General features: G+C 61.7%; 21 protein-coding genes. 11 read left to right on the top strand and 10 right to left on the bottom strand.

The window, feature by feature from the left end:
• The first annotated feature begins 25 nt into the window (after positions 1-25).
• The 4 genes from aztC (at position 26) to ACFFNA_RS38000 (ending at position 2,391) form a co-directional block, all read left to right on the top strand.
• Positions 26-967: a zinc ABC transporter substrate-binding protein AztC gene (gene aztC, locus ACFFNA_RS38015; protein WP_378925280.1), complete on the top strand. Its 942-nt coding sequence runs from the start codon at positions 26-28 to the stop codon at positions 965-967.
• Between the two features lie 153 nt (positions 968-1,120).
• A complete protein-coding gene (locus ACFFNA_RS38010) occupies positions 1,121-1,543 on the top strand; it encodes a YeeE/YedE family protein (RefSeq protein ID WP_111545832.1) in 423 nt (140 codons plus the stop codon).
• A gap of 4 nt (positions 1,544-1,547) precedes the next feature.
• Positions 1,548-1,985 (top strand): DUF6691 family protein, encoded by a 438-nt coding sequence (locus ACFFNA_RS38005; RefSeq protein WP_378925278.1) that lies wholly within the window; start codon positions 1,548-1,550, stop codon positions 1,983-1,985.
• 67 nt (positions 1,986-2,052) lie between these two features.
• Positions 2,053-2,391 (top strand): protein tyrosine phosphatase family protein, encoded by a 339-nt coding sequence (locus tag ACFFNA_RS38000; RefSeq protein ID WP_111545834.1) that lies wholly within the window; start codon positions 2,053-2,055, stop codon positions 2,389-2,391.
• 238 nt (positions 2,392-2,629) lie between these two features.
• Here ACFFNA_RS38000 and ACFFNA_RS37995 read toward each other — a convergent pair whose 3' ends face one another.
• Positions 2,630-3,097 carry an Lrp/AsnC family transcriptional regulator gene (locus ACFFNA_RS37995; protein WP_095085868.1) on the bottom strand — a complete coding sequence of 156 codons (468 nt, stop codon included), beginning with the start codon at positions 3,095-3,097 and terminating at the stop codon, positions 2,630-2,632.
• 137 nt (positions 3,098-3,234) lie between these two features.
• Between ACFFNA_RS37995 and hppD the strand changes: the two genes are divergently transcribed.
• The 3 genes from hppD to ACFFNA_RS37980 all read left to right on the top strand — a co-directional run bounded on the left by hppD (position 3,235) and on the right by ACFFNA_RS37980 (position 5,016).
• Positions 3,235-4,347 carry a 4-hydroxyphenylpyruvate dioxygenase gene (hppD, locus tag ACFFNA_RS37990; RefSeq protein ID WP_378925275.1) on the top strand — a complete coding sequence of 371 codons (1,113 nt, stop codon included), beginning with the start codon at positions 3,235-3,237 and terminating at the stop codon, positions 4,345-4,347.
• 70 nt (positions 4,348-4,417) lie between these two features.
• Positions 4,418-4,642 (top strand): type II toxin-antitoxin system Phd/YefM family antitoxin, encoded by a 225-nt coding sequence (locus ACFFNA_RS37985; protein WP_023780515.1) that lies wholly within the window; start codon positions 4,418-4,420, stop codon positions 4,640-4,642.
• Entirely contained in the window at positions 4,639-5,016 is a 378-nt protein-coding gene (locus tag ACFFNA_RS37980; RefSeq protein ID WP_378925273.1) for a type II toxin-antitoxin system VapC family toxin, read from the top strand. The genes ACFFNA_RS37985 and ACFFNA_RS37980 overlap by 4 nt, the downstream gene beginning before the upstream one ends.
• A gap of 19 nt (positions 5,017-5,035) precedes the next feature.
• On the opposite strand, the gene ACFFNA_RS37975 is transcribed toward ACFFNA_RS37980, so the two are convergent.
• From ACFFNA_RS37975 to hmgA, 5 genes are all read right to left on the bottom strand, one after another.
• Positions 5,036-5,572 (bottom strand): DinB family protein, encoded by a 537-nt coding sequence (locus tag ACFFNA_RS37975; RefSeq protein ID WP_378925271.1) that lies wholly within the window; start codon positions 5,570-5,572, stop codon positions 5,036-5,038.
• A gap of 4 nt (positions 5,573-5,576) precedes the next feature.
• A complete protein-coding gene (locus ACFFNA_RS37970; protein WP_378925269.1) occupies positions 5,577-5,870 on the bottom strand; it encodes a hypothetical protein in 294 nt (97 codons plus the stop codon).
• A 4-nt stretch (positions 5,871-5,874) separates the two neighbouring features.
• The gene (locus ACFFNA_RS37965) at positions 5,875-6,885 is read right to left on the bottom strand and encodes a fumarylacetoacetate hydrolase family protein (RefSeq protein ID WP_378925268.1); all 1,011 of its coding nucleotides are present in this window, start codon (positions 6,883-6,885) and stop codon (positions 5,875-5,877) included.
• A 91-nt stretch (positions 6,886-6,976) separates the two neighbouring features.
• Positions 6,977-7,831 (bottom strand): MBL fold metallo-hydrolase, encoded by an 855-nt coding sequence (locus ACFFNA_RS37960; RefSeq protein ID WP_378925570.1) that lies wholly within the window; start codon positions 7,829-7,831, stop codon positions 6,977-6,979.
• Positions 7,832-7,842: 11 nt separating this feature from the next.
• Complete coding sequence (gene hmgA / locus ACFFNA_RS37955) at positions 7,843-9,156, bottom strand: homogentisate 1,2-dioxygenase (protein ID WP_378925266.1); 1,314 nt, start codon at positions 9,154-9,156, stop codon at positions 7,843-7,845.
• Positions 9,157-9,256: 100 nt separating this feature from the next.
• On the opposite strand from hmgA, the gene ACFFNA_RS37950 reads away from it, so the two are divergent.
• Complete coding sequence (locus tag ACFFNA_RS37950) at positions 9,257-9,694, top strand: MarR family winged helix-turn-helix transcriptional regulator (protein ID WP_378925264.1); 438 nt, start codon at positions 9,257-9,259, stop codon at positions 9,692-9,694.
• Between the two features lie 8 nt (positions 9,695-9,702).
• On the opposite strand, the gene ACFFNA_RS37945 is transcribed toward ACFFNA_RS37950, so the two are convergent.
• Genes ACFFNA_RS37945 through ACFFNA_RS37935 form a run of 3 tightly spaced genes read right to left on the bottom strand, consistent with a single transcriptional unit; the run spans position 9,703 to position 12,628 of the window.
• On the bottom strand, positions 9,703-10,320 hold the full coding sequence (locus ACFFNA_RS37945; protein WP_111545842.1) for a DUF4304 domain-containing protein: 618 nt from the start codon (positions 10,318-10,320) through the stop codon (positions 9,703-9,705).
• Between the two features lie 33 nt (positions 10,321-10,353).
• On the bottom strand, positions 10,354-11,388 hold the full coding sequence (tdh, locus tag ACFFNA_RS37940; RefSeq protein WP_111545843.1) for an L-threonine 3-dehydrogenase: 1,035 nt from the start codon (positions 11,386-11,388) through the stop codon (positions 10,354-10,356).
• A 52-nt stretch (positions 11,389-11,440) separates the two neighbouring features.
• Positions 11,441-12,628: a glycine C-acetyltransferase gene (locus tag ACFFNA_RS37935; protein ID WP_378925262.1), complete on the bottom strand. Its 1,188-nt coding sequence runs from the start codon at positions 12,626-12,628 to the stop codon at positions 11,441-11,443.
• A 309-nt stretch (positions 12,629-12,937) separates the two neighbouring features.
• Between ACFFNA_RS37935 and ACFFNA_RS37930 the strand changes: the two genes are divergently transcribed.
• Both ACFFNA_RS37930 and ACFFNA_RS37925 read left to right on the top strand, forming a co-directional pair.
• Positions 12,938-15,007, top strand: a complete 2,070-nt coding sequence (locus ACFFNA_RS37930) for a putative bifunctional diguanylate cyclase/phosphodiesterase (protein WP_378925260.1) — start codon at positions 12,938-12,940, stop codon at positions 15,005-15,007.
• Positions 15,008-15,069: 62 nt separating this feature from the next.
• Positions 15,070-15,813 (top strand): polysaccharide deacetylase family protein, encoded by a 744-nt coding sequence (locus tag ACFFNA_RS37925; protein WP_378925258.1) that lies wholly within the window; start codon positions 15,070-15,072, stop codon positions 15,811-15,813.
• 67 nt (positions 15,814-15,880) lie between these two features.
• Here ACFFNA_RS37925 and ACFFNA_RS37920 read toward each other — a convergent pair whose 3' ends face one another.
• Positions 15,881-16,309 carry a MarR family winged helix-turn-helix transcriptional regulator gene (locus ACFFNA_RS37920; protein ID WP_378925257.1) on the bottom strand — a complete coding sequence of 143 codons (429 nt, stop codon included), beginning with the start codon at positions 16,307-16,309 and terminating at the stop codon, positions 15,881-15,883.
• 116 nt (positions 16,310-16,425) lie between these two features.
• Here ACFFNA_RS37920 and ACFFNA_RS37915 point away from each other — a divergent pair, with 116 nt between their 5' ends.
• On the top strand, positions 16,426-16,833 hold the full coding sequence (locus ACFFNA_RS37915) for a hypothetical protein (RefSeq protein ID WP_378925255.1): 408 nt from the start codon (positions 16,426-16,428) through the stop codon (positions 16,831-16,833).
• Positions 16,834-16,891 lie beyond the last annotated feature (58 nt).

The raw sequence follows: 16,891 nt of genomic DNA, 5'->3' as shown, positions 1-16,891 counted from the left end.
AAAGCCCCGAAAAGGAGACCCGCCCATGCTGAAATCGATCCGCGCCGCACTGGCGATGAGTGTTATAACATTAACTGCCATGGGCGCATCGCCGGCCTTTGCGGCACCGCTGAAAGTGGTCGCCAGCTTCACCATCATTGCCGATTTTGCCAAAAATGTCGGTGGCGACCGCATCGATGTCACCACCATCGTCGGGCCGGATGGCGACGCCCATGTCTACGAGCCAAGCCCGGCCGACGCGGTGGCGATGGCCAAGGCCGACATCGTGCTGGTCAACGGCCTGCATTTCGAAGGTTTTCTGCAGCGGCTGGTCGATGCCAGCGCCACCAAGGCCTCGATCGTCACCTTGACCAAGGGCGTGACATCGATCGATTTCAAACCTGAATTCGCCGACGCCGACGCGGCCGAAGGTGCGGGCACCGGCGGCGGCAAGACGGTCACCGATCCGCACGCCTTCCAGTCGATCGCCAATGCCAAGATCTACGTCAAGAACATCGCCGAAGCCTTCTGCGCGGCTGATGCCGATGGCTGCGTCAGCTACCAGACCAATGCCGCCGCCTACACCAAGAAGCTCGACGCGGTCGAAGGCGAAGTGAAGGCCGCGATCGCCTCGATCCCCGAAGCGAAGCGCGTGGTCATCACTTCACATGACGCCTTCGGCTATTTCGAGCACGAATACGGCCTGACCTTCCTCGCCCCGCAAGGCATCTCGACGGACTCCGAGCCGTCCGCCGCCGATGTCGCCAAGCTGGTCACCCAGGTGAAGCAGGACAAGGCCGCGGCAATCTTCGTCGAGAACATCACCAACCCGCGCCTGATAGAGCAGATCGCCAGCGAGACCCGCATCAAGGTGGGCGGCACGCTCTATTCGGACGCGCTGTCGCAGCCCGACGGCCCGGCCTCGACCTATATCGACATGATGCACAACAACATCCGTCAGATCAAAGGCGCCATCCTCGGTAGCTGACGCGGTTCCTCCCCGGAAGGCGGAGCCGTTCTCCGCCTTTCTTTTCCGCTCTGGCCAGCTTGAGCTGGATTCTTCGCCGGCAATGTCTATCTGCGCTATGATGTCCATCCGCGCGAAGATGCGGATCGACCGCAGATCGAAAGCCGCATTGCCATGACAGACTTCACGCCTTTCCAGTCGCTGCTTGGCGGCGCCCTCATTGGCCTGTCGGCAGTGCTTTTGATGGCGCTGCACGGTCGGATTGCCGGGATGACCGGCATCCTGACCGGTGTCATCCCGCCGCTTTCTCCTGAATGGCGCTGGCGGGCCGCCTTTCTCGCCGGCGCCGTGGCAGCGCCGCTTCTCTATCAGATTGTCGGCGGACACATCGCTTTCAGCGTGCCTGTGCCGACGCTGGCACTTGTCGTCGGCGGCTTCCTGGTCGGCATCGGCGTGCATTTCGGTGGCGGCTGCCCGAGTGGACACGGCATTTGCGGCATAGCAAGGCTGTCGCCACGCTCGATCGTCGCTGTCGCGACCTTCATGATCGCCGCCTTCGCCACCGTCTTCATCATCCGCCACGCGATCGGAGGCTGAGCCCGTGAACAAGCTCGTCTCGGCATTCCTGATCGGTGGGGTTTTCGGCCTTGGCATCGCCGTGTCCGGGATGATCAATCCAGCCAAGGTGCTGAACTTCTTCGATATCGCCGGCACCTGGGATCCAAGCTTGATCTTCGTCATGGGTGGCGGACTGGCGGTCGCCTTCGCCGGCTACCGCCTGATATTCAGCCGCCGCAAGGCGCCGCTGTTCGAAACCGCGTTCGCGCTGCCGACGAAGCGTGCCATCGACACCGAGCTGGTCGGCGGCGCCGCTGTCTTCGGCATCGGCTGGGGCATTGCCGGCTTCTGCCCGGGCGGTGCCGTCCCTGCCCTTGGCCTTGGCTATTCACAAACGGCGATCTTTGTCGCGGCGGTGATCGCCGGCATCGTCGTGGCGCGTTTCGCCCGGGCGCGGCTTGCTCAGCCGGCTGCGGCATAGGATTCAGTTGCCGACCACATCAGGGAGTGGCAAGACTGCCGCCAAACCAGATTGCGAGGACATCGTCATGGAATATCGTGAGATCAGCGAGGACTATTCGGTCTCGGGCCAGATCCAGCCCGAAGACGTCGCCGCCATCAAGGAAGCCGGCTTCAAGAGCGTCATCTGCAACCGGCCCGACGACGAACAGCCTGGCCAGCCTTCGGCCGACACACTCAAAGCCGCGGTCGAGGCCGCTGGCCTGGCCTTCCGCTACATCCCCGTCATCAGCGGCCAGATCACGGCCGAGAATGTCGAGGACCAGGCCGAGGCGCTGGACGAGCTCGACGGCCCGGTTTTCGCCTACTGCCGCTCCGGCGCCCGCTGCACCAATCTTTACGGGTTGATCCAGCAGTCGAAGGGGTAATCCAGTCTCGGCGTGCGAAGATGGCCAATTCCGCAGGCTGGCGATCCTTCCCACCCCTCTGGCCTGCCGGCCATCTCCCCCGCAAGGAGGAGATTGGCAGCTTCAGCGTTCCACTCACCCTGCAATGTGGGCGATTGGCTAGGCGACTGTGACATCCGATCTCCCCCCTTGCGGTGGAGATGGCCGGCAGGCCAGAGGGGGGGCTGTCCCTCCGACGTATCAACTGAAATCCGCTCAATCAAATCGGCAGCGCGCCGGTTTCCTTGAGCGTTTCGAGCACGATCGCCGTCTTCACATGCTGAACGGATTCGTGCGGCAAGAGCACGCCGTTGACGAACTCCGATAGCGACTTCAGGTCGGGCGTCACCACTTTCAGGATATAGTCCATCTCGCCGGTCAGCGCGTGCGCCTCCTGCACCTCGGGCAGCCGCGCCACCAGTTCGCCGAAGCGCCTGGCATTGTCGCGGTTGTGGGTGGCCAATGTCACCGAGATGACGTTGACCAAGGAAAACCCGAGTTTGTCGCGGTCGAGCACGGCGTGATAGCCCTTGATATAGCCGTCCTCCTCGAGCCGCTGGCGGCGGCGCGAGCACTGCGACGCCGACAGGTTCACCCGCTCCGAAAGATCGTTGTTGGTCAACCCCGCATCGCCCTGCAAGAGCGCCATTATCTTGCGGTCGAATTGATCAATGCGCGTCTCATCCATGGATTTGTCCACAATCATGCATGTTTCACGCATCAATTGATCATTTCAAGCGTTTGAATGCAAGCACCATGCGTCGGCTCCGCGCTATGATGGCGCCAGATGAGCCTTTCAGGCCAAGCCAGATCCGGAGGAATATCATGGGTCCCTTTCCGCACGACGCCCCGCCCGCCAAGATCAGCAAGGACAACCCCGCCGGCACAGACGGATTCGAATTCGTCGAGTTCGCGCATGCGGAACCGGAAAAGCTCGCCGAACTGTTCACCCGCATGGGCTATGTGGCAGTGGCCAGGCACCGCACGAAGAACATCACCGTCTGGCGCCAGGGCGACATCAACTATGTCGTCAATGCCGAGCCCGGCTCGCACGCGATGAAATTCGCCGACAAGCACGGCCCGTGTGCCGCCTCGATGGCCTGGCGGGTGGTCGATGCCAAGCACGCTTTCCACCACGCCGTCTCCGAGGGCGCTACCCCTTACGAAGGCGACGACAAGGCGCTCGACGTGCCGGCCATCGTCGGCATCGGCGGCTCGCTGCTCTATTTCGTCGAGACCTATGGCAAGAAGGGCTCGGCCTATGATGCCGAGTTCGAGTGGCTGGGTGCGCGCGACCCGCGGCCGCAAGGCGTCGGCTTCTATTATCTCGACCACCTTACCCACAATGTCTATCGCGGCCAGATGGACAAGTGGTGGGATTTCTACCGCAATCTGTTCGGCTTCAAGCAGATCCATTTCTTCGACATTGACGGCAAGATCACCGGGCTGGTCAGCCGCGCCATCACCTCGCCCTGCGGCAAGATCCGCATTCCGCTCAACGAGTCCAAGGACGAGACCAGCCAGATCGCCGAATATCTGAAGAAGTACAATGGCGAAGGCATCCAGCACATTGCGGTGGGCACCGACGAAATCTACGACGCCACCGACAGGCTGGCCGAAAACGGGCTGAAGTTCATGCCCGGCCCGCCGGAAACCTACTACGACATGTCCTATGACCGCGTGAACGGCCATGACGAGCCGATCGAACGCATGAAGAAGCACGGCATCCTGATTGACGGCGAAGGTGTCGTCGACGGCGGCATGACCAAGATCCTGCTGCAGATTTTTTCGAAAACCGTAATCGGGCCGATCTTCTTCGAGTTCATCCAGCGCAAGGGCGACGAAGGCTTTGGCGAGGGCAATTTCCGCGCGCTGTTCGAATCGATCGAGCAGGACCAGATCAAGCGCGGCGTGATCAAGGTGCAGGCGGCGGAGTAAGCCGACCCGAATTGATTCTCTTGTGCCGCGATCAATTATGACCTAAATTATGGTCATAAGAGGTGCGACGATGAATGTTTCCATCGCAGAGGCCAAGGCCAAATTGTCGGAACTCGTCAGCCGCGCGGAAGCCGGCGAGGAGATCGTGCTCACACGCCACGGCAAGGTGGCCGCGCGCATCGTACCGCCGGCAGTGGCCGAACCACTGCCGCGTATCGGTGCCTTGAAGGGCAAGATCTGGATTGCGGACGATTTTGACGAACTCGGTCCCGAATGGGACGAGTACGTGAAATGACGGTCGGCCCTTTTCTCGCCGACACACACATCATCCTCTGGTCGATTTCGGACGATCGACGTCTCAGCGAGCACCACCGCGCTATTCTGGCTTCGGAAGCGGTGGTGTTTGCGAGCGCGGCAAGCGTCTGGGAAATTGCCATCAAACGTTCGATCGGAAAACTCAACGCGCCGGACGATCTGCCAAGGCTGCTTCCAAGAATGCAATTTCAGCCGCTCGCTGTAACCTTCCAGCATGCGAACGCCGTAGTCGGACTACCCCACCACCATGGTGATCCGTTCGACAGACTGCTGATTGCGCAGGCGCAGGCGGAGAACCTGACTATCCTTACTTCGGACCCGCATTTCGCCCGTTACGATGTCGCTCTGGCATGATTGGCGAAAACACCTGGCCTCACAATCCCAGCCGCTCGACCTCTTCCTTCCTCAGCTTCATATCATAATCGAGCAGGAACTCGTCGAGTTGCGGCGGCTTGACTGAGGTACCAGACAGCATCGCGTGCACCTGACCGCGATGATGGATGTCGTGCAGGAAGACGTGGGCGAGGATGTCGCCGATGCGCTCCGGGATCATGCCGTCCTCGCGGCGGTCGGTGATAACCTGACGATCGAGATCGGTTGTCGAGAGCCGGTCGCAAAAAGCGATCAGGCGCCGGTCGGCTGCGACCTGGGCTACAAACAATGCCTGTGGCTCCTCGATCGGCACGAAGTCGTCATGGGCGGCAGCGCCGACGCCGCCCTCTTCGAGAAAATCGAGATAGAGATAATCGACCGCCAGTATGTGGTTGAGCGTCGCCTTGATCGACGGAAAGAAGCTGGTTCGCTCGGCTGCGAATTCGCCGGGCTTGAGCGACAATACGGTGCGGTAGAGCCGATCGTTCGACCAGAGATTGTTGCCGGCCATGCGGCGCAGATGATCCAGCAGGTTCATGACGTCATCCGGCCGACCGTACCAGATACAAACCTGCCCACAGAAGCACAAATCCGGCGAGAACGACCAGCAACAGCCGGTTCATGCGCCGCCGCATGCCTTGCGTTTCGGCGTCCCGCGCGACTTTCATATTGGTGATGGTGTGGAACATCATCGCCTTGCGCGGAAAGCCGCTGCGGTTGGTCAGATCCGGTGAGCGGGCCTCGATGCGGTAGCTCAGCCGGATCGCCAGGATGAACACCGCCAGCATGGCAAGCGCCCAGACACAAGCCAGCAGATGGAATGCTTCCCCCGTCATTCCCTCACCTCTCGTATTTCTCGACCTTCTGCTCAATGGCGCCGAAGATCGAACCCGTCCTGTCCTTCATCTCTATGCGCACCGTGTCCCCGAAACGCAGGAATGGTGTTTTGGGTGCGCCGGTCTCGATGGTTTCGATCATGCGCAGCTCGGCGATGCAGGAATAGCCGGCGCCGCCGGCCGAGACAGGCTTGCCCGGTCCGCCGTCGAGCTTGTTGGAGACGGTGCCTGAGCCGATGATCGTGCCGGCGGCCAGTGGCCGCGTTTTCGCAGCGTGAGCGATCAGGGCCGGAAAATCGAAGGTCATGTCGACGCCGGCATTGGCGCGTCCGAACGGCTTGCCATTGAGATCGGCAAGCAGCGGTAGGCCGACCTTGCCGCCATCCCAGGCGTCGCCCAGTTCGTCCGGCGTCACCGCGACTGGCGAAAACGCCGAGGACGGTTTTGATTGAAAGAAGCCGAAACCCTTGGCCAGCTCCGGCCCGGTGAGTGCGCGCAGCGTCACGTCGTTGACCAGCATCACCAGCCGGATCGCGGCGCCCGCCTCATCGAGGCTGGCGCCCATCGGCACGTCGTCGACGACAACGGCGACTTCCCCTTCCATGTCGATGCCGAAGGCCTCGTCGGCCATGCGGATCGGGTCGCGCGGCGCAATGAAGGAATCAGACCCGCCCTGGTAGATCAGCGGCTCGGTCCAGAAACTTGCCGGCATCTCGACGCCGCGCGCTTTCCGCACCAGTTCGACATGGTTCACATAGGCCGAGCCATCGGCCCATTGATAGGCGCGCGGCAGCGGCGAATGGGCATCATGCTCATGGAAGCGCTCCGACGGCATCGCATTGTTTTCCAGCGATTCCGCTATTGTCGCGAGGTGCGGCGCGATGCGGCGCCAGTCGTCGAGCGCTGCCTGCAGTGTGCGCACCAGGAACGAGGCGTCTGTGAAGCGTGTCAGGTCGCGCGAGACGACGACGAGTTTTCCGTCGCGCGTCCCGTCCTTCAGTGTGGCAAGCTTCATGCGGTTTCCTCTCCTTGTGCAGCTTTCTCGCCGCTTTGGATTTTTGTTTTACGCATGATCTTGTCCGAAAACCGGTTTCCACTTTTCGGGATCATGCGAGCTCTACAACAAGGCCGTCGCGGGCGATCGTCAAGTCGCCGGCCCATGTTTTCCTGACAGCGGCAAGCCAGTCGGCCTCGACGATCCCGGGATCATCGGCCGGGATGAGGTGGTTGAGCACCAGCCTCTTCACGCCAGCATCGCTGGCGATGCGCCCGGCCTCCTCGGCAAAGCTGTGGCTGGCGAGCAGGTGTTCCCGCAGACGCGCGCCATTGCCGGTCTTGGCCACCAGCCGCTCGATGCCTTCCTCCAGCATGGCTTCATGGACGAGGATATCCGCGCCTTCGGCGAAATCGGCGAGCGGTGGAAAGAAAGCCGTATCGGCGGAAAACACCACGCTTTTCCGACCATGCTCGAAGCGCAGGGCAAAACAGTTGGTCACCGGCGGATGGTCGACGCGTAGCGCCGAAATCTTCAAGCCGCGTTGCTCGACAACCAAGCCTTCGGTGAATTCGTTGATCGAAACCATCTCGCGAATATCCGGCCTGCCCTCATCAGCAATGCGGATCTCGATGTCGAATTCCATCGCCTGACAAAAGCGCCGCCAGTAATGGCCGGTGCCGGGCGGGCCGAACACACTGACCGGCGAGGCCAGACCGGCCGTCCAGGCGGTGTGGACCAACGGCCCGAGTTCCAGCACGTGGTCCGAATGCAGATGCGTGATGAAGATCAGGTCGAGCGCCTTCAGGCCGATGCCGGCATCGACCAAAGCGCGCGTGACGCCAAGCCCGCAGTCGACGACAATGGTCCGACCGCCGATCCGCAGCAGCGACGAACTCGGCCATGGGCCACCGGGCCGCAGCGCCGGGCCGCCCTTCGAGCCCAAAAGCACCAGCCGGTCCGGCATGGACTCGTTGCTCAAGACCAGTCGCCCTCGGGCGTGCCGTTGAAGCGCTTCTTCAGATCGGCCCAGCAGTCGATGTAATTGTCCTGACGGGTTTCGAGTTCGGCGCCGTAGCGGGTCAGCATCTGCGGAAAACGGGTCTCGAACATGAAGGCCATGGTGTTGTCGAGCTTGACCGGTTTCAGGTCCGCGCGCGAGGCCTTTTCGAAGCCAGGCGCATCCGGCCCATGGGCCAGCATCAGATTGTGCAGGCTGATGCCGCCGGGGACGAAGCCTTCCTCCTTGGCGTCATACTGGCCGTGGATCAGCCCCATGAACTCGCTCATGATGTTGCGGTGGTACCAGGGCGGCCGGAACGTGTCCTCGGCCACCAGCCAGCGCGGTGGGAAGATGACGAAGTCGATGTTGGCAGTGCCTTCTTCACCACTTGGGGCTGTGAGCACGGTGAAGATCGACGGATCGGGGTGGTCGAACAGCAGCGCGCCGACCGGCGAAAACGTCGACAGATCATATTTGTAGGGCGCGTAGTTGCCGTGCCAGGCAATGACATCGAGCGGCGAATGGCCGATTTCGGTGACATGGAAATTTCCGCACCATTTCACGATCAGTCGGCACGGCGTTTCCTTCTCCTCGAACCAGGCGCAAGGCGTCTTGAAATCGCGCGGGTTGGCGAGGCAATTGGCGCCGATCGGACCACGATCCGGCAGGGTCAGCTTGGCACCGTAGTTTTCGCAGACATAGCCGCGCACTTCGGCATCGACCAGCTCGACCTTGAAGACAAGTCCGCGCGGCAGCACGGCGATCTCGCCGGGCCGCAGTTCGATGACGCCCATCTCGGTGACGAAGCGCAGGGCGCCAACCTGCGGCACGATGAGCAACTCGCCATCGGCGTTGAAGAAATGATCGTCGACCATCGAGCTGTTGGCGACATAAACGTGGGCCGCCATGCCGGTCTGCCCGAGCACGTCACCGGCCGTGGTGATGCTGCGCATGCCGGCGATGAAATCGGTCGGCTCTTTCGGCATCGGCACCGGGTTCCAACGATACTGGCCGAGCGCCAGCTTGTGGTCGCCGACATTCGGAGCGCTCTTCCACAGCGGATAGTTCGCCGGCTTGAAGCGGCCGGTGTGCTTCACGCTCGGCCGGATCCGATAGAGCCAGGAGCGCTCATTGGTGCCGCGCGGGGCAGTGAAGGGCGAGCCCGAAAGCTGCTCGGCATAGAGGCCATAGGCCGGCCGCTGCGGCGAGTTCCGCCCCTGCGGCAGCGAGCCGGGCAAGGTTTCGGTTTCGAAGTCGTTGCCGAAGCCCGGCATATAGGAAAAGGCCATTGCTTCCTCCCGGAATGGATCTCAATTGACCAAACTGGTTTCATTTGTAACCATCGAAAATGTAACTATCAATGCCAATGCTTCCGCCGGGATATGCAACATGGAACCGGATATCCTCGACCTGGAAAACTTCCTTCCCTACCGGCTCTACCGGCTTGCTGACGCCGTCAGCCGGGAATTCGCGAGGATTTACAAGGACAGTCATGGCCTGACCCGGCCTGAATGGCGCACCCTTTCGGGGCTCGGCCAGCACGGCACGATGACCGCGACAGCACTCGGCGAGCAATCGGCGATGCACAAGACCAAGGTGTCGCGCGCCGTCGCCGAACTCGAACGGCGGCGCTGGCTGACCCGAACTCCTGATGAAAACGACCGCCGCGTCGAGCATCTGACGCTGACCAAAGCCGGCCTTGCCGCCTATGCCGAGATGGTGCCGCTAGCGAAAGCGTTCGAGCGGGGGTTGCTGGCGAAGCTGAACGCCGGCGAGCGCGCGGCGATCGCGGAAGGATTGGCTGCGCTCGAAAGAAACCTGGCCTAGACCAAAAATTAAATAGCAGTTGGTGGTGCACCTAACTTGAAGTAAGTGCGCTCGGCTTCGATCATCTCCATCACTTGGCTCCGAAACGCTACTGCGTCATCGACGTGAGCCAAGAGCGACTTCGCTCGCGATGCTACGGGCTCCCGTACGCTCTGAAGCATAAATCTAGCCGTGCTGAGATCACCGGCCAAGCCTGCCGCCACACCAGCGTGGAAAGCAGCCCAGACGCCATGTTCACCCGATTTCAATTCGTCTACCAAGGTCGTAGCTGCTGTGGGTAAAGAGGCGAACATCGATTGATGAATCTGGTCAACTTCAGCCGCCTTCCTGGCCATTTGACCGGCCAACGGAAGAAACTGCTCAGGGGTCTCGAACTCAACGAACGAGCCGACGCGCTCACAGCGATCGAAGGTCAATGTGTGCCTTAACGAACCCCAAAGCCAGTGAACCGCTACGTTCAGGTAAGAGCCTTTCGACCAAGAGCTGGGTTGAAACTCGACGACACTTAGCCAGAAACCACGATCAGCAATCCAGGTTCGCGATTGACCCTTCCGCCGAAATCCGGAGGGTTGCAATGCGATCTTTGCCTGCGAGGCAATGATACGTCCGTGCTCGTTGTCCGCCATCTTGCACCCCACACAAAGCAATGGGCTGGCAACCTACCAGTCCATCACCACCTTGCCGGAACTGCCGCTGCGCATCGCATCGAAGCCGGTCTGAAAGTCGTCGATGCCGATGCGGTGCGTGATCAGACCCGAAACATCGAGCGGGCCCTGCACCAGCGCGATCATCTTGTACCAGGTCTCGAACATCTCGCGGCCGTAGATGCCCTTGAGATGCAGCATCTTGAAGATGACCTTGTTCCAGTCGATCTCGAAGCCGGTCGGCGCAATGCCGAGAATGGCGATCTTGCCGCCATTGTTCATGGTGTCGATCATGTCGCGGAAGGCGGGGGCGGCGCCCGACATTTCGAGGCCGACGTCGAAACCCTCGGTCATGCCGAGCATCGGCATGACGTCGCGCAGCTTTTCCTTCGAGGCATCGACGACATGCTGCACGCCAAGCTTTTTGGCCAGCGCCAGCCGCACCGGGTTGATGTCGGTGATCACCACCTTTCGCGCACCGACGCATTGCGCCACCAGCGCGCCCATGATGCCGATCGGCCCGGCGCCGGTGACCAGCACGTCCTCACCGACCAGATCGAAGGACAGAGCGGTGTGAACCGCATTGCCGAGGGGATCGAAGATCGCGGCTATCTCGTCCGGCACGTCGTCGGGGATCGGCACGACATTGTGCTGCGGGATCGCCAGATACTCGCCGAAGGCGCCGGGACGGTTGACGCCGACGCCGAGCGTGTTGCGGCACAGATGCCCCCTGCCCGCGCGGCAGTTGCGGCAATGGCCGCAGACGATGTGGCCTTCGCCCGACACGCGCTGGCCAACCTTGTATTCGGTGACCGCGGCGCCGAAATCGGCGACGGTGCCGACGAATTCATGGCCAGTGACCATCGGTACCGGCACCGTCTTTTGAGCCCACTGGTCCCAATTGTAGATATGAACGTCGGTGCCGCAGATCGCGGTCTTCTTCACCTTGATCAGCACATCGTTGGGGCCGATCTCCGGCACCGGCACCTCTTCCATCCAGATGCCCGGTTCGGCCTTGGCCTTCACCAGCGCCTTCATCATGTTCGACATGCTTTTGTCCCTTGAATCTCTTGTTCCGGAATCGCTTTGCGATTCCGGCCTTTCAGGAAATCACCCCGAGTTCGCGCCCAACGGCGCCGAACGCCTCGACCGCCCGGTCGATGTCGGCACTGGAATGCGCCGCCGACATCTGCGTGCGAATGCGCGCCTGGCCCTTCGGCACCACCGGGAAGGAAAAGCCGATGACGTAGATGCCGCGCTTCAGCATGCGCGCCGCCATCTCCTGCGCCAGCGTCGCGTCGCCCAGCATTACCGGAATGATCGGATGATCGGCCCCGGCCAGCGTGAAGCCGAGCTTGCCCATTTGTGACCTGAACCGCGCCGCATTGGCATATAGGCCCTCGCGCAAGGCGTCGCCATTGCGGATCAGGTCGAACACCTTGATCGAAGCGCCGGCGATCGCCGGCATCAGCGTGTTGGAAAAGAGATAGGGCCGCGAGCGCTGGCGCAGCCAGTCGACCACCTGTTTTTTGCCTGAGGTGTAGCCGCCGGATGCGCCGCCGAGCGCCTTGCCGAGCGTGCCGGTGATGATGTCGACCCTGCCCTCGACGCCGCAATGCTCGGCCGAGCCACGGCCGTTCTGGCCGACGAAGCCGACCGCATGGCTGTCGTCGACCATCACCATGGCATCGTATTTGTCGGCAAGGTCGCAGACGCCCCTGAGATTGGCGATAATGCCATCCATGGAAAACACGCCGTCGGTGGCGATCAGCCGGAAGCGGCAGTCCTTCGCCTCCTTCAGCCGCGCTTCGAGGTCGGCCATGTCGTTGTTGGCGTAGCGGAAGCGTTTTGCCTTCGACAGCCGCACGCCGTCGATGATCGAGGCGTGGTTCAGCGCATCGGAAATGATCGCATCGTCCTCGCCGAGCAGTGTCTCGAACAGGCCGCCATTGGCGTCGAAACAGGAGCCGTAGAGGATGGTGTCCTCCAGGCCGAGGAAGGATGAAATCGTCGCCTCGAGCTGCTTGTGCTCCTCCTGCGTGCCGCAGATGAAGCGCACCGAGGCCATGCCGTAGCCGTAGCGGTCCAGCGCCTGGCTGGCCGCCGCGCGCAGGTCGGCGCTGTCGGCGAGGCCGAGATAGTTGTTGGCGCAGAAATTAAGCACCTTCTGGCCGCCGACCTCGATCTGCGCCGACTGGGTCGAAGAGATCACCCGCTCGGATTTATACAGGCCGGCCGATTTAAGCCCCGCGAGTTCGCTGTCGATGTGAGAGAGAAATGCTGCGGTCATGATCGGGCCTCGTTCGATGTGGGCCGACTGTCGTCCGGCCCGCGCGAAAAATCCATCGTAAAAACGACCGGATCGGTGGCAAGCGGTCCTGATGTGGATCGTCATGCGGCCGCAGAAGCGACGCCACGACAATGGTGCTGACCGACGACCGCTCAAATGCCGACACAGCGCTAAACGAGCCGATAACCATTTCACGATCTTTCCGCGTCTCCCCCTTGCCGGCCGGCTGTCGATTTCCACACCTGTTAACGTTTGCAAGCCAATGGTCCCCGCAGCAGGAATCCGTTGGCGAGAGGGCCGCCCCCGAACATGTCGCAGCAGCCGGTGCAAACCATTTCAGGCAAGCTCACATTGCTGATCAAGGCTGGCTACTGGCTGGCCCTGCTGATCATTGCCGCCATGGTGATAGCGTCCTTCATCCTGCTGCAGCAGATGATGGCCACCCAACAGCACAACCACACCTTGCTCGACATCGTCGGCACGCAAAAGACGCTGTCGCAGCGCATCGTCTTCCTTGCCGGTGCAACGGGCGCTTCATCGCGCGACAAGCAGCCGGCGCTGGTCAGTGCGCTCAAGCAGGCGACGGCGGAGTTCGAGACGAACTACGATCTGCTGCTCGAACGGACGAATGCCGACCCGATGTCGCCGGCCCGTTTGGACCCGAAATCGATCGAGAGCGTGCTGTTCGCCAAGCCGTTCCATCTCGATTATTTCTCGGTAGGCCTTGTCGCCAATGGCAAGCGGCTGATTTCATCCTTTGAATCCCAGCTGACGGGCACCAGTGACGGCTACAAGGGCAGCGGCGAGCGCGTCAATCTTGATGCCTCTGTCGCCAATGCGACCTTGTCGGGCTACGCAGCACTTGGCCAGCGCATCAGCGCCGATGCCTACGAGCGCTCCGAGAAGCTGCTCGCGCTTCATCGTACGCTGTTCTACGCCACTCTCGGCGTCATCGTGCTGGTCGCGCTCTTCATCTTCAGGCCGATGTCGAACGCCATCTTGCGCAAGACGCATGAGCTGATCGACGCGCGCAATTCCATGGCCTTCATCGCGGTGCATGACGGCCTCACCGGCCTGCACAACCGCACGTTCCTAACCGACCATTTCGATACGCTGATCAAGGGCACGCAACGGCGTCGCGAGCGCCTCGCCGTCGTCCAGCTCGACCTCGACCGGTTCAAGCAGATCAACGATACGCTCGGCCACGCCGCTGGCGACTATGTGCTGGTCGTCACGGCGCAGCGCATGCGCGATTCCTGCCGGGCATCGGACCTGTGCGTACGGCTGGGCGGCGACGAGTTCGTCATGATCCTCGGCGGCGCCGGCGGCACCGAAGACATCAACATGCTCGCGCGGCGCATCCTGACTCACATCAACGAGCCGATCATCTTCCAGGGCACGACCATTCTTCCGGGCGCCAGCGCCGGCATCGCCGTCTACCCGATCGATGCCGACAATGCGCAAGATCTGCTGGTCCACGCCGATCTGGCGCTCTACTCCGCCAAGAAGCTGGGAGGCGGCAATTTCTCGTTCTTCTCCGAGGAGTTGCGCCGCGAGCTCGACTATCGCAAGCAGCTCGAGCACGACATCAAGGTCGCCATTTCCGAGCGGGCGTTCCAGGTCTATTTCCAGCCGCAGGTCTCGCTGACCGACGGCACGATCAGCGGCATCGAGGCGCTGGTGCGCTGGAACCATGCCGAGCGCGGTATGATCGCACCCGGCGAATTCATTCCGGTCGCCGAAAAATGCGGCTTCATGCCGGAGATCGGCCGCATCGTCATCACCAAGGCGATCAACGAAGCCGCCGAATGGAACCGCGCCGGTATTGCCTTCGGGCGGCTTGCCGTCAACGTTTCAGGCACCGAACTGCGCGAGCATGATTTCGATGCGTTTCTGTTCGGGACGCTGGAAAAGGCCGGGCTGCCACCGCAGAAACTGTCGCTGGAAATCGTCGAATCCGTCATTCTTGATGACGAGAAGACCGGTATCGCCGCCAAGCTGCGCCACATCAGGGCGGCCGGCGTCCATCTTGAACTCGATGATTTCGGCACCGGCTACGCCTCGCTCAGCCATGTCAACCCGAACGAGATCGACCGGCTGAAAATCGACCGCCGCTTCGTCCAGAACATCCATGAGAATGGCGACAACTCGAAGATCGTGCGCGCCATCACCGAGCTGGCGCGTGGCCTTGGCATCTCGATCGTTGCCGAAGGTGCTGAAACCGAGGCCGAGCTCGATTCGCTGATGGCGATCGGCTGCGACCAGGTGCAGGGCTATTCCATCGCCTTCCCGATGCCGCACGACAAGGCGCTGGAATGGCTGACGGCCCGGATGCCGAAGAAGGCCAAGCTGACGGTGCTGCAGGGAAGCCTGGCGTAGGCCTTGCCTTGACAACCGTCATCGACATGGCGGCCTGTCGTGATCGCAACCGGATAGTGCGGATGATGACACCGTTTCGGTTTGTCCTGGCGGCACTGTTGATTTTTGCGTTCCCCGCATATGGGGCGGATCGCACCATTTATCTCACCTTTGACGATGGCCCGCTGAACGGCACCAGCAACATCCTCGACGTGCTGGAAGCCGAGCAGGTTCCGGCGACCATGTTCATGGTCGGCATGCATGCGCAAGCGAGCCCCACCAACGAGGCGCTCGTCCAGCGCGCCAAACAGCTTCCGCTGGTTACGCTCGGCAACCACAGCTACAGCCACGCCAACAACCGCTACCAGCATTACTACGCCGACACCGAAGGCGTCGTCGCCGACATGATGCGGGCAAACGCGGTGCTCGGCCTGAAGCCGGTGGTGCACGCCCGGCTGCCGGGGCGCGACGTGTTCAGGCTGCCCTCGATGTCGAAGAACGACACCTCGCTCGGCCTGGCCCAAGAGGGCCGCGAGGAGCCCGACTATGAGTTTGTCGCGGCCTCAGGCTTCTATCTCTACGGCTGGGACCACGAATGGGTGCACAAGGACAGCGGCGAACCGGTGCAAAGCGTCGACCATCTGGTCAGCGAGATCGATCACCTGTTCGGCTACGGCCGCTTCGTCAAACCGCGCAAGCTGGTCCTGCTGATGCATGACGAGATGTTCCAGGACAGTTTCGACGGCAAGACGAAGCTGACCAACCTGATTATCGCGCTGAAGCTGCGCCACTACACCTTTGGGGCAATCAAGAGCTACGACGACTGAGCCTCGTCCTTTTTGTTTCTATGCATGTCATTGCCCCAAAACCGGGACCACTTTTGGGCGACATGCATTAGCTTTCCACATTGGCCCGCAGCGCCGCCAGCACCTGTGCAAACTCCGCCAGCCGCTCGTCGGACAACCCCACCCGCAGCCGCTTGTCGAAGACAAGCGCGGCCTTGCGCAATGTCTCGAACATCGCTTCCCCCGCCTCGGTCAGTTCGACCAGGTGGACCCGGCGGTTGACGGGATCTCGGCGGCGCGTCAGCAGGCCCTGCGCCTCCATCGCGTTGAGATGATGGGTCAACGTCGCGCCCTGGATGCCGATCATGCCGGCGAGTTCACGCTGGTTGGCAAGCTTGCTCGACTTGACCGACAGCAGAGTAAGCCAGACCGGCAGCGTGCCGCCGGCTTCGACCAAAGCGGCATCGAAGGCCTGGGCAACAAGCTTGGCGGTGCGGCCGAGATTCATGCCGACTGGCGGGCGTTCGAAAGGCGTCATCACAAGACACTAGAACAAGGGAAAGGCCGATGGAACTGGCTCCGGTTTATACATTGACACCTAATCGTTAGATATCTAACTATATGGCAATGGCGGACGAAAGAGGAGATCCGGTCGTGCAGTATGTCTACATCGTCGTTATCGGCCTTCACGTCATGGCCGGTGTTTTCTGGGCAGGCACAACGATCACACTGGCGCGCGATCCCGATATCCGGGCCGAGCGCTTCATCCAGCCGCAGATGGGCGCGGCCGGCATGGTTTTCCTGACCGGAGCGCTGCTCTGGTATTTCTTCCACGGCGCCTATTTCGGCTCGATGGAAATGGTGCTGGCGCTTGGCATCATGGCCGCTTTCGCCGCCGCGGGTGTGCTCGGCGCCATGGTCCGGGCGCCCAGCAGGCGGCTTGCCGGCGCGAATGCGGAAACCGAAACGCAACTGCGCGCCAGAATGGCGACGGGCGAACGCATTGCCGCGTGGCTGCTGGTCGTCACCGTGCTCTGCATGGCCGTCGCCAGGATGGTCTAAGGCGCAGCAACTCGCAGAATCGTACGTTGTCTGGCGACAAGCCGATGACGTGCGGGCG

The sequence above is a fragment of the Mesorhizobium kowhaii genome, assembly GCF_042431665.1.
Taxonomy (GTDB): domain Bacteria; phylum Pseudomonadota; class Alphaproteobacteria; order Rhizobiales; family Rhizobiaceae; genus Mesorhizobium; species Mesorhizobium kowhaii.
The sequence above is the reverse complement of the archived record's forward strand: the minus strand, read 5'-3'. Positions and strand labels throughout refer to the sequence as shown.